6 protein-coding genes are annotated in these 11,971 nt (G+C 66.3%); 1 reads left to right on the top strand and 5 read right to left on the bottom strand.

Annotated elements, in window-relative coordinates; all coding sequences use genetic code 11:
- Window positions 1-15: 15 nt before the first annotated feature.
- Genes ACO227_RS04435 through ACO227_RS04420 form a run of 4 tightly spaced genes read right to left on the bottom strand, consistent with a single transcriptional unit; the run spans window position 16 to window position 7,703 of the window.
- Window positions 16-1,617, bottom strand: coding sequence for a GH39 family glycosyl hydrolase (locus tag ACO227_RS04435; protein WP_423605616.1), 1,602 nt, complete (start codon window positions 1,615-1,617; stop codon window positions 16-18).
- Between the two features lie 41 nt (window positions 1,618-1,658).
- The gene (locus tag ACO227_RS04430) at window positions 1,659-3,200 is read right to left on the bottom strand and encodes a tryptophan halogenase family protein (protein WP_423605614.1); all 1,542 of its coding nucleotides are present in this window, start codon (window positions 3,198-3,200) and stop codon (window positions 1,659-1,661) included.
- Window positions 3,197-4,735, bottom strand: coding sequence for a tryptophan halogenase family protein (locus ACO227_RS04425; protein ID WP_423605612.1), 1,539 nt, complete (start codon window positions 4,733-4,735; stop codon window positions 3,197-3,199). Before ACO227_RS04425 ends, ACO227_RS04430 begins: the two co-directional genes overlap by 4 nt.
- A gap of 52 nt (window positions 4,736-4,787) precedes the next feature.
- Window positions 4,788-7,703: a TonB-dependent receptor gene (locus ACO227_RS04420; RefSeq protein ID WP_423605610.1), complete on the bottom strand. Its 2,916-nt coding sequence runs from the start codon at window positions 7,701-7,703 to the stop codon at window positions 4,788-4,790.
- Window positions 7,704-8,115: 412 nt separating this feature from the next.
- On the opposite strand from ACO227_RS04420, the gene ACO227_RS04415 reads away from it, so the two are divergent.
- Complete coding sequence (locus tag ACO227_RS04415; protein WP_423605608.1) at window positions 8,116-9,459, top strand: glycoside hydrolase family 27 protein; 1,344 nt, start codon at window positions 8,116-8,118, stop codon at window positions 9,457-9,459.
- 3 nt (window positions 9,460-9,462) lie between these two features.
- Here the strand turns inward: ACO227_RS04415 and ACO227_RS04410 are convergent, their stop codons facing one another.
- On the bottom strand, window positions 9,463-11,919 hold the full coding sequence (locus ACO227_RS04410) for a glycoside hydrolase family 3 N-terminal domain-containing protein (protein ID WP_423605606.1): 2,457 nt from the start codon (window positions 11,917-11,919) through the stop codon (window positions 9,463-9,465).
- Window positions 11,920-11,971: the final 52 nt, after the last annotated feature.

The raw sequence follows: 11,971 nt of genomic DNA, 5'->3' as shown, positions 1-11,971 counted from the left end.
GCTAACTCCGGCGGTCTATTTGCGCTTTGCGGCCGCAAGCGGCTCGAGTTCGGCGAACACGACATCGTTCGTCCGCATCGGAACGCGCAGCATGTAGCGGCCGTCCGCGCGGACCCGGACCGTCGTGCGCGTCTCGGGCTTGTCCTGCGTCAGGGCGCGAAGCTCGGCGAGCTGCGCGGCGCTGAGCGCGGCCGGCGACCCCATCTTCAGGTAGCGCGTATGCGCGTCGTTCGCCTCGAAGCCCGTGCGCCGGACAGTCAGCCGGTAGCTGCCGGGTGCGAGGCCGGTGAAGCTCACTTCGGCCGGCACGGCGGGCTGGGCGGGAAGCACCTTGGTGAAGAAGGGCCGGTTGCTCAGCGTCTGCGCGGGCTGGGCCCAGTTCCAGACCAGGATCGAGGTGCGCCCGTCGTCAGTCGCGGCCAGTGTTTGCGCGTCTGCCGAAGGCACTTCGCGCCCGTGAAGCTCGTTCAGATACTTGTACGCGAAGAAGGTGGCCTTGGGGATGCCGTCGCGGTTGATCAGGCCGAAACCGCCATGGAAGGGAGTCGGCGGCGGACCCGCTTCCTCGAACAGATCGCTATAAGTCCAATAGCTCATCCCCTGGGCGTAGGGCCGCGTCGCCTTGAGCTTCGAGAGGACATAGGCGGCGCTGATATAGCTGTCGTGGACGGGGTCGCGCGGGTTGTAGCTCGCGCTCCATTCGGTGAAGAACAGCGGCAGGCCGGGGAATTTGGACGCCGCGATCTGCTGCCGCACGCGCCGCACGTCGCCGGTCACCGCATCGGGATTGGTCGACAGCTTGTTGTCGTCCTCGCCCTTCTCGTCGAGGAAGCCGCCATCGACGCCATAGGTGTGGGTGGTGACGAAATCGACCGGGATGCCGCGGCTCGCGGCATAGTCGAGGAATTCGGGCACCCAGGCCGCGCCCGCGGTGGAGGGACCACCGACACGCAGCGCGGGGTCGATCGCCTTGATCGTGCGCGCGCTGTTCTCGTAGAGTTCGAAATAGGCCTTCTGGTCGGCGCGCTCCCAGAATCCGTCGAGATTGGGCTCGTTCCACACCTCGAAATACCAGCTTCGTACTTCCGCCTCGCCATAGCGTTCGCGCAGATGGCGTACGAACGCGTCGACCAGGGCGGCCCAAGCCTTGGGTTCGGGGTGCGAGGTATTGCCCTTCCAGTAGAAGATCGTCTGCTTCGAGGTCGCCATCGCCTCGGGCGTGAAGCCCAATTCGACGAACGGCTTGATCCCCATGCCGAGCAACGCGTCGTAGAGCTGGTCGATCTTGGTCCAGTCATAGACGGTTTTGCCGTCGACCACTCGGACCGTACCGAGCACGTCGTGGAAGATCGCGTGGAAGCGGATGTAGCGGAAGCCGAGCGCGTCCCGGGCGGTCTTGAGTTGCGCCAGGCTGTCGGAGCGGATCAGCGTGCCGGGATAGTCGGCGCCGACCGAGAAGTTGAACGAGCGGTCGAGCGGCGCACCCGCCTTGGCGAGGTCGATCTCGATGCGGCGGACCTCCGGCGTCTGCGCCTGCGTGGGACTGGTCCCCAACGCGGCGACGGCCAGCAACAGGCCGGCGAGCAGATTGGACGCGGAACGATGACTCCGTCTCATTTCATATCCCTGGTTGATGGGCTGCGGCGTGGAGGCGCATCTCACGCCGCGCCGGGCGGTCTCGCCGCGCAATGCTGCGCGATGAATTCTTCATGGGTCGGCATCGCAGCTGCGGTCTTGCCGATCACGTCGCGCAGGTGATGCAGGAAACGGCTGGTTTCGGGGATCGGCAGCGCGGCGGCGAGCGGGTCGTACCCTCGTGGCACGATGCGCTGTCCTAGCAGCACCGCATACCAGCTATCCTCGGTGAACAGGTCCCCCTGCATGCGGAAGTTGCGGGCCTTGCCGCGCCACAATTCCACCCGCTCGGTCAGGGTCTCGGGCACCGCCATCGTCCGGCAGTAGTCCCAGAAAGCGGAATCGCTGCGCTCGGTCGCGTGATAATGGAGAATGACGAAATCGCGCACCTGCTCATACTCGCGCGTCAGCCAGCGATTATATTCGTCGCGCTCCACGGGGTCGAAGCTGGTGTCGGGGAACAGCGCCAGCAGGCGCGAGATGCCCGACTGGATGAGGTGGATGCTGGTCGATTCGAGCGGTTCGATGAAGCCGCCCGACAGGCCGATGGCGATACAGTTCTTCTCCCACAGCCGCTCGCGCCGGCCCGGGGTGAAGCGTAGGTAGCGCGGTTCGGCGGTGGGTGCGCCGTCGAGCCCGTCGAGCAGATCGCGCAGCGCGTCTTCGTCGCCATGATGCGCGCTCGAATAGACATGGCCGTTGCCGATGCGGTGCTGCAGAGGGATGCGCCAGCGCCATCCCGCCAGGCCCGCGGTGGCGCGCGTATACGGGGTGAGCGGGCTCACGCTCTCGCAGGGAATCGCGATCGCGCGGTCGCAGGGCAGCCAGTGCAGCCAACTGCGATAGCCGACGCCCAGCGTCTCGCCGAGCAGCAGCGAGCGGAACCCGCTGCAATCGACGAACAGCTCGCCTTCGACGCGGCGGCCATCCGCCAGCACGACCGCGGTGATGAAGCCGGACTCGCTGTCCTGCTCGACCGTCGCGATCCTGCCTTCGATGCGCTTGACGCCGCGCTCCTCGGCATGGCCGCGCAGGAAGCGCGCATAGAGGCCGGCATCGAAATGGAAGGCGTAACTCAGTGTCGAGAGTACCGCCGCCGGGTTCTGCGACGGGCGGGAGAATCTGTTCATTCGCGCCGCGACTGCGGAGAGGTTGTAGTCCGACAGCGGTCCGACGTCGCCGTCCGACTTGGCGAGGCTCGACTGGCGCAGCCAGATCTGATGGAATTTGAGGCCCTGGGTGTCGCGGCCGTGGACGCCGAACGGATGGATGTAGCGGTCGCCCAGTCTCCCCCAGTTCACGAACTCGATGCCGAGCTTGAATGTCGCCTGGGTCGCGCGGACGAACTCGTCCTCGTCCAGCCCGAGCAGGCCGTTGAAGTCGTGGAGCGACGGGATCGTCGCCTCGCCCACGCCGACGGTGCCGATCTCGTCGGATTCGACCAGGGTCACCGAGACGCCGGCGGCCGTGAGCCGCGCTGCGGCCGCCGCCGTCATCCAGCCCGCGGTGCCGCCACCGACGATCACGACCCTGATGACAGGTGCCCCCACGCCGCCCGGGTTCATGCCGCGGCGCCCTGTGCCCCGAACCGTCCCGCCCGGGCATATTCGACGAGCTCGCGGTTGGTCGGAAGATTGTGGATCGCGAACTGGGCCTGGCGGCGCACCTCCGCGAACGCTGCGCGCGCCTCGTCATGGTAGCGGAAAAGGCCGGCGCGGGCGCTCAGGTCGGTTCGCCAGCCCATGCCGTAGAGCACATATTGCCAGCTCGGTTCAGTGAAGATGTCGATATTCGCGTCGATGTCCATCTCGTTCGGCGGACGGAAGCGCCAGCGGTCGAGCAGTTCGTGCAGGCTGTCGGGGACGGTCGCGGGATCGACATTGTCGCGCCAGAACTGCGTGTCGCGGCGCTCGGACAGACAATAATGCAGCTTGATGAAATCGAGCGTGCGCTCGTAGCGGCGGCGCATGATCTCGTTGAACTGGCGCGCCGAGGTCTCGTAATCCCCGCCCCACGGGAAGAGGTTGGCGACCATCGCCGCAGCGACTTCGGAGAAGACGATCCCGGTCGCCTCGAGCGGCTCGAAGAACCCGCTCGACAGCCCGATCGCGACGCAGTTCCGGTGCCAGTTGACCTCGCGATAGCCGGCGTCGAAGCGGAAGGTGCGCATCTCCAGCCCGTCCGCGGCCTGGCCGATATAGCCACGCAGCACCGCTTCGGCGCTGGCATCGTCGCTATGGGCGGAAGAAAAGACATGGCCGATGCCCCGGCGATGGTCGAGGCCGATATCCCAGATCCAGCCCGCCTGCTGCGCGGTCGAGATGGTATAGGAGGCGATCGGATCATCCGGTCGCGCATAGGGCACCTGGATCGCGATCGCGCTGTCGCAGAACAGCACGTCGCGACACGAGCGCCACGGCATGCCGAGCGCCTTGCCGATCAGCTCGGCACGGAAACCGGTGCAGTCGATATAGAGGTCCGCTTCGAGCAGGCCATTGGCTTCGGTCCGCACGCCGGCGATCGCGCCATCCTCGCCGACCAGCACTTCGGTGACGGTGTCGGTGAGATGCTCGACGCCATTCGCGACCGCCTGGTCGCGCAGCAGCTCGGCGAGGATCACCGCGTCGAAGTGGTAGGCGTAGTTGAGCGGCGCGACATAGTCGGGGTGGGAGGGCAGCTTGGGTGCGCGGTGCGCGTCGGCGGCCTTCTTCTGGGGCGTGCTGATCTCGTCCCAGCCCTCATCCCCTCCGGCGCCGAGCAGCCAATAGGGCAGCAGCTCGAGCCCCGAGCGCTCGTCGGCCTGCTGGAAGGCGTGGAGATAATGGTCGTTGCCGGTGCGCCAGTTGGCGAAGCGGGCGCCTTGCTTGAAGGTCGCGCCGCAGCGCCGGACGAGTTCGGCCTCGTCGATGCCGATCGTCGCAAGCGTCTTGCGGATGGTGGGGAAGGTGCCCTCGCCGACGCCGAGGATGCCAATCGCGCTGGATTCGACCAGGCGAACCGATGCGCCTCCGGGAAGGTCGGCGCCGAGCCGCTTGGCGAGATAGCCGGCGGTGATCCACCCGGCGGTGCCGCCCCCAACGATGAGGATCTGCTTTTTCATATGCCTCCTAAGGGGGGCCGGCGTCGCGGCCGGCCACCCCAGGAATGCTATACTAGAAGGACAAGTTCGCGCCGAGGCTGACGCGCCGGTCGCTCTGGAACCAGCTTCGCGTGTAGATGGCGTCGTTCTTGTAGCCGCCCATCAGCGTGCGCTGGGTCTCGTTCAGGATGTTGGTGCCCTTGACGGTGAACGACAGCTGGTCGGTCACCTTGTAGGTCACGCCCACGTCGACCTGGCCATAGGCGTCGCCATAGACCGGCAACGCGATCTGGGTACTCTGCCCCGTTGCGCCCGGCGCGGAGACGAAGGTGTAGGTCGGAGTGGTGCCGTTCGCATTGGTCGACTGGAGATATTTCGACCGCCACGAATAGGCCACGCGCGCCGAGAGCTTGCTGCGCTCGTAGAGCAGGGTGACGTTGAAATTGTGCTTCGAGAGACCCTGAAGCGGCGCGTCGTTGCGGATCGTACCGAAGATGTCGCGATAGAGGTCGCCCGGGTTCTTGCTGTCGATGAAGGTATAGTTGGCCTCGACGCCGAGCCCGGCCAGGTCGCCCGGCAGCATGTCGAGGAAGGCGCGGCCGCCCACTTCGATGCCCTTGACCGTTGCCGCTTCCGTGGCCGTGACCACGTCCGAAGTCGACGCCACCGCGGTCTCGGTGGTCCCGTCCAGATAGCGGATCGTGACCTCACGTTGGCCGAGCGAGTAGATCGGCAGGTCCTTGATATGCTTGTAGAAGCCGTTGACGTAAAACATCGTCCCGGGCTTGAGATACCATTCCAGTGACACGTCCACATTGTTGGACATGGCGGGCTTGAGGAACGGATTGCCCGTCGATGCCGTGAAGTTGGTGAAGATGCCGGGCTGGCCCGAGACCGGATTCGCCGTCGTGGCGACGCCGATGTCGCCGCCGCCGCGGGTGGCGTTGAACGACGGCAGGTCCATGGTGATGTTGTAGGCAGCGCGCAGCTTGATGTCTTGGCTCGGCTGAAGCTGCAGGTTCACGGCCGGCAGAAACCGGGTGAAGGTCGCGCTGCCGCCGCGCGGATCGACGCGATTTGCAGTTTCGAAAGTCTGCCCGTTGCGGATGAAGGTGAAAGCGTTCTGGACGATGAAGCCCTGCGACTCGTTCTTCACCCGCACGATGCGCCCGCCGACATTGCCGGTGAAGCCGAGCTTGCCCGCCTCATAGTCGCGGCCGAAACGCACTTGCGCATAGCCGGCGAATGTCTCGGTCCGCCACAGCCCCAGATCCTGCTGCAGGAAATTGCTGGTGCGCGAGCGCGCGCCGCCATAGCCAAGCGGGGCGGGGCGGTGAAGTTCGTCGGCGGTCACCCCTTCGATGAGGGCGATCGAGGGCCACAGCGTGTTCGCCGGGACATCGATGTCGCCATGGAAGAAATTGTCGAAGGCGTAGAATTCGACATCGCCCGGCCGCGCATCGGCAAAGGTCAGCTGCGGATCGCCGTTCCATCCGCGCCCGAGCGCGGTCCAGGTGAAGCCGTTGTTGAGGTCGCGTTCGCGCCGCTCCGACCAGCGGCCGCCGACCTTGATCGCGCGGAAGAAGCTGTCCTCGAACACATACTCGGCATCGAGGTTGACCGAGTCCATCGTGCCGCGGTTGCGCTCGTTGTGCGGCATCGCCGCCGTCCAGATGTAGTTAGCCGGATTGGTGAACTGGTCCGGGGCCAGCGCGGGCAAGGTGACCGTGGGGAATTTACCCGTGAGATCGAACCCGAACGAGGAGGGAAAGGGCACCTCGCGGAACACCGCGAGGCGGTCGAGCTGCGAGGTCGAGAGGACGTTCTGATAGGCGCCCGACAACTTGAACGGTCCCTGTCCCGGCTGCCACTTGAACTCGGCCGAGACGTCGCGGGTCAGCGACTTCGACCGCGTGCCTTCGGTGCCGCCGCCGCCCGTGATGTTGCCGCCAGTGGGCAGGAAGGTGTTGTTGTCGCGCAGGAACATCGAATTGGTCGAGAGCAGCGCGCCATTCTCGTCGAACGTGCTGCCGGCGCGGTCGACCGACAAGTCCTGCAGCGCCTGCATTGCGAAGTGCGACCGGTTGTGATTCTTGTAGCGCGATTGGAAGAAGATGCCGGTCAGCGTCAGGTCGTCGCTCGGCGCCCATTGCACCGCGGCATAGATGCCGGTGCGGTCGCGCTGGAATTCCTCGTCGCCATAGTCGTAGCCACCGGGAATGAACACGTCCTGCGTCTCGCCCGGCAGGCGGCGCCGGAAATAGGGCTCGGTCCGGAAAAAGTTCGACCGCGAGGTGAGCCGGCTGTGCGCCAGATCGACTAGGATGCCGATGTCGCCGATCCCGGTGGACCAGCGATTGGTGAGGAGGAACGATCCGGCATAGTCGGTCTTCTCCACGAGGTCGCCCATGCTGACCTCGAGGCTGCCCGCGGCATGCCAGCCGGACGAGAAGTCGAACGGCAGCTTGGTGCGCAGGTCGATCTGGCCGCCAGTGCCGCCCTCGATCAGGTCCGCCGTCGCCGACTTGTAGACATCGACCGCGGACATGAGCTCGGGCGTGACGTCACCCCAGATCAGGCCGCGGCCGCCATTGGCGCTGAAGATCTCGCGGCCATTGAGGCGCGACGCGACACCGGAGAGCCCGCGCACCTGGATACCCGATCCTTCGACCGAGAAATGGTCCGGATCGCCCAGAGAGCCAAAGCGCACGATGCTCACGCCCGACACTCGCTGGAGGACCTCGGTGATCGAGTTATCCGGGAGCTTGCCCGCCTCGTCGGCGACGACCGAGCTGATGATGCTTTCCGACGCCCGCTTGCGCGCATCCGCCGCTTCGAGCGCGCGGCGGCGGGCGGTGATGACGACGTCCTGCTCGCCGGCGGACTGCTCGCTGGCGGGCGTTTCCTGCGCGGCGGGCGGCGCTTCGCTCTCTGCGGCGGAAGGCGTTTCCGCGGCCCATGCCGGTGCCGCGACGCCCATGGCGATCATCGCGAGGCAGGAAGCACCCGTCCGTGCGAGGACCTTGGTGCACATGTTACCGCTAACATTCAAAGGCGTCATTTATCCTCCCCTCCTAATGGCAAGCGGCACGTCGCCGCTGGCTCTAATGCCTTCTTCCGGGCACTGAGCTCATGCGATCTTATTGATCATATCTATGCGAGCCTGTCAACGATGTCACGACATTATGATGACATTATTTTGTCTGATATAAAAAGCGTCTCCCCTAAGCCTTTGCGCCGGAACGTATACCAGTTGTGGAGGCGTTCCGTTGATCGCGCCGCCGTGGACCGCAGCAATTGACGGAGTTTTGCCACATATATAGTAGGATAAATTAATCCACCTACCCCGGGGCCGACAGCGCTGTCTGAACCGATTTGAGATTAGGCCGAGGAGAGAATCATTGCTCGACCGCCGCGATTTGTTCGCCCTTCCAGTATTGCTGGGCCTTGCCGGCGCACCTGCGCTCGCGAGCCGGCAGGGCGCGCGTACGTCCGACTCGCGCCTGCGCGCGCCGACGCCGCCGATGGGCTGGAACAGCTGGAATTCGTTTGCCACCACGCTCACCGAGGCGCAGGCGCTGGAGACGGCGCGGATCATGGCGGGGAAGCTGCTGCCCTTCGGCTATGACGTCTTCACGGTCGACATCCAATGGTATGAGCCGAACGCCACCGGCTATGCCTATCGCCCCGGCGCCGAGCTCGCGATGGATGGCCATGGGCGGCTGCAGCCCGCGCCGAACCGCTTTCCCTCCGCGGCGGGCGGCCGGGGCTTCAAGCCGCTGGCGGACCGGATCCACGCGCTGGGCCTCAAGTTCGGCGTGCATCTGATGCGCGGCATCCCGCGCCTCGCTTATGCACGCGATCTTCCTGTGCTTGGCACGCCTCACACCGCCCGTGACATCGCCAATCCCAATTCGGTGTGCACCTGGAACACCGACATGTACGGCGTCGACATGTCGAAGCCGGGCGCGCAGGCCTATTATGACTCGGTGTTCGCGCAGTTCGCCGAATGGGGCGTCGATTTCGTCAAGATGGACGACATGAGCCGCCCCTATGCCAATAACTGGGCGGAAATCGAGGCGGCGCAGGCCGCGATCGCCGCCTCGGGCCGGCCGATGATCCTCAGCCTGTCGCCCGGCGAGACCGATCTTCAATGGGGCATGCACGCGCAGCAGCATGCGCAGATGTGGCGCATCTCGGACGATTTCTGGGACGAATGGAAGCTCCTGAAGGAACAGTTCGCGCGGCTCGAGGCGTGGAATGCCTATCGCCGCCCGGGCGCCTGGCCCGACGCCGACATGCTCCCGCTCGGCCTGCTGGCGATGGGATCGCGCAAGACCAAGTTCACGGCCGACGAGCAGCAGACGCTGATGACGCTCTGGGCGATCGCGCGCTCGCCGCTGATCATGGGTGGCGACCTGCGTGCGCTCGATGTCGAGACGCTGAAGCTGCTGACCAACCGCGAGGTGATCGCGCTCAACCAGGCGAGCCGCAACAACCTGCCCGTGTCGAACGACGGCGCGCGAGTCGCGTGGACAGCGGAGACCGCGGATGGCAGCGCGCGCTACCTTGCACTGTTCAACCTCTCCGATCATCCGCTGGTCGTCGCGCAGAAGCTCAAGGCGATCGGCGCGCCGCGCAAGGCGCGAGCGCTCAACCTGTGGACCGGCGAGGCCGGCGACGTGGACACCGAGCTCGCGATCGAGCTGCGCGCCCATGCTTCGGCCTTGTTCAAGCTCAGCTGACGCCTATTCCGGGCAGCCGCTGGCGTTCGGGTCGGACACGATCCGCGCGTCGGCGATGCTGACGGTGAACGGCGCGGCGGCGGTGATGCGCAGCGGCGACGCGACCTTCTTGAGGCCCGGGTTGACCGTCGCAAAGCATTTGAGGCTGATCGTCGCGGTCTGCCACTCGCCGGGCTTGCGGCTGAACATCGCGGTCGCGGCCAGGCCCTTGCCCGCGGCGCCGTCCGGCACGGCGAGCTCGACCGGACCTTTGGGTGCCGCGTCGACGCGATAGACGATGCGCAGCGAGAGATCGGCATTGCTCTCGCGCGACCAATCGAGCTCGGGACCGGTGATCGCGAAGGCGGCGGGCGCTGCGCCGCTCCAGGCGAGGCGGATCGCGCCCTCCTGCTGAGTCGCGGAATCTACCGGGCTGCGCGTGATCCCGGCGCCGAGCGACGCGCCGAACGGCGCCGGCGTCGCGCCGCGCGCGAAGAATACCGAGCGGTTGGACAGGCTCGCATCGACGCCCGACACCTCGCTAAGCGCGCCGAGCGGTCTGCCCGGCGAGCGATAGTCGAGGCCGTAGCCATAGGCGAACAGCGGGTCGTAGTTCGGCTGGCCCGGGTTGAGCACGAACTGGCCCGCGGTCTTGGGCCAGGAGAAGCTCAGCCGCCCCCGGAAGTCGTGGCGCGGTTTGCCCGCCTGGTCGCCGATCAGCACATCGGCGATGCCGCCGCCCTCGCTGCCCGGCAGCCACGCCGCGACGAACGCGTCGGATGCGTTGAGCTCCGGATTCACCCAGAGCGGGCGGCCCGAGAGGAACACCGAGACCGTCGGGATGCCCGCCGCCTTGAGCTTCTTGAGCGTGGTCAGCGCCTGCTTGTCGCCCGGCTCGAACTCGAGCGAGCGGATATCGCCGCGCATCTCGGCATAGGGTGCCTCGCCGAATACCACGATCGCGACGTCGGGCTTCTCGGCAAAGCTGCCGTCGGCACTGAGCGTCGCCGTGCCGCCCTGCGCGCGCATCGTTTCGTCGATCCCTTCCCAGATCGTCTGGGCATTGGGAAAGTCGGTGCGCTTGTTACCGTCGCCCTGCCAGCTCAGCGTCCAGCCGCCGGTCTGCGGTCCCATGTCGTTCGCTGCGGGGCCCGTAACGAGCAGCTTGGCGCTGGCGCGGATCGGCAGCACGCCGCCATTGTTCTTGAGCAGCACCAGCGACTTGCGCACCGCGTCGCGCGCGACCGCGCGATGCTCGGGCGCCCCCATCAGCTCGGCACGGCCGTCATAGGGGCGCGGCGCGTGGAACAGGCCGAGCTTGAACTTGACGCGCAGGATGCGGCGCACCGCATCGTCGATCCGGCTCATCGGGATCGTGCCGTTCTTCGCCTGCGCCAGCGTGCTCTCGTAGAGGCCCTTCCAGGTATCCGGGGCCATCACCATGTCGATCCCGGCGTTGAACGCGCGCGCGCAATCGGTACCGGTACAGCCCGGGATCTGGGCATGACCGTTCCAGTCGCTGACGACGAAGCCGTCGAAGCCCATCTTGCCCTTGAGCACGTCGGTCAGCATCGACTTGTTGCCGTGCATCTTCTCGCCGTTCCAGCTGTTGTACGAGGCCATCACGGTCATCACCCCGGCGTCGATCGCGGCGACATAGCCCTGGGCGTGAGTCGCGATCAGCGTCGTCTCGTCGATCTGCGTGTCGCCTTGGTCGATGCCGCCGGTGGTGCCGCCGTCGCCGAGGAAATGCTTGGCGGAGGCGGCGACATTGCCCTGCTGGATCGTCCCGCTGGCGCGCGCGCCTTGCAGCCCGTCGATCAGCGCCTTGGCATAGGCCTTCGAGATGTCGGGCTTTTCCGAATAGCCCTCATAGGTCCGGCCCCAGCGGTCGTCCTGCGGCACGGCCAGCGTCGGGCCGAACGCCCAGTCGATCCCCGCCGCCGCCGTCTCCAGCGCGGTGACGCGTCCGATCTTCTCGATCAGCGCGGGGTCGTTGGCCGCGCCGAGGCCGATATTATGGGGGAACAGCGTCGCGCCGACGATGTTGCCGTTGCCGTGCACGGCATCGATGCCGAAGATGTTGGGGATCGGCACATAGCCCGGCCGTCGCTCGAGCGAGACCGCGCGGAACGCCTGCGCCGTCGCCAGCCAGGGGCCGATCGGGGATCGGTCGGGCGCACCAAGCGGCGGCGAGCTGCCGCCCGCCAGAATGCTGCCGAGCGGGTATTTGCGCAGATCCTCGGGCTTGATCGAGGCGGTATCGCCCTGGATCATCTGGCCGACCTTCTGCTCCAGCGACAGTTTCGCGAGCAGTTCGTCGATCTTCTTCTCGATCGCCGGATCGACCAGGCCAACGCTCTTCGCCGCCGGCCAGTTCGCCGGATGAGCGGTCGAGGCCGGGCTGTCCTGGCCCGCAGCGGGACCGGCGGACAACGTTGTCCCGGCCAGTAGCAGCAACACCACCCGGCTTGCCCTCATCGACGCTCTCCTAGGTTGATTTCTCTGTTCAATTGAAGAAATGTGAGCGCTA

This window comes from Sphingomonas sp. MS122 (assembly GCF_049532975.1).
Classification (GTDB): Bacteria; Pseudomonadota; Alphaproteobacteria; order Sphingomonadales; family Sphingomonadaceae; genus Sphingomonas.
This window is presented reverse-complemented; position numbering and strand designations above follow the sequence as displayed.

Excerpts from the sequence above, each read along its gene's own strand:
- ACO227_RS04425 (WP_423605612.1), bottom strand. The coding sequence starts at position 4,735 with ATGAAAAAGCAGATCCTCATCGTTGGGGGCGGCACCGCCGGGTGGATC.
- ACO227_RS04430 (WP_423605614.1), bottom strand. The coding sequence starts at position 3,200 with ATGAACCCGGGCGGCGTGGGGGCACCTGTCATCAGGGTCGTGATCGTC.
- ACO227_RS04420 (WP_423605610.1), bottom strand. The coding sequence starts at position 7,703 with ATGATCGCCATGGGCGTCGCGGCACCGGCATGGGCCGCGGAAACGCCT.
- ACO227_RS04435 (WP_423605616.1), bottom strand. The coding sequence starts at position 1,617 with ATGAGACGGAGTCATCGTTCCGCGTCCAATCTGCTCGCCGGCCTGTTG.
- ACO227_RS04410 (WP_423605606.1), bottom strand. The coding sequence starts at position 11,919 with ATGAGGGCAAGCCGGGTGGTGTTGCTGCTACTGGCCGGGACAACGTTG.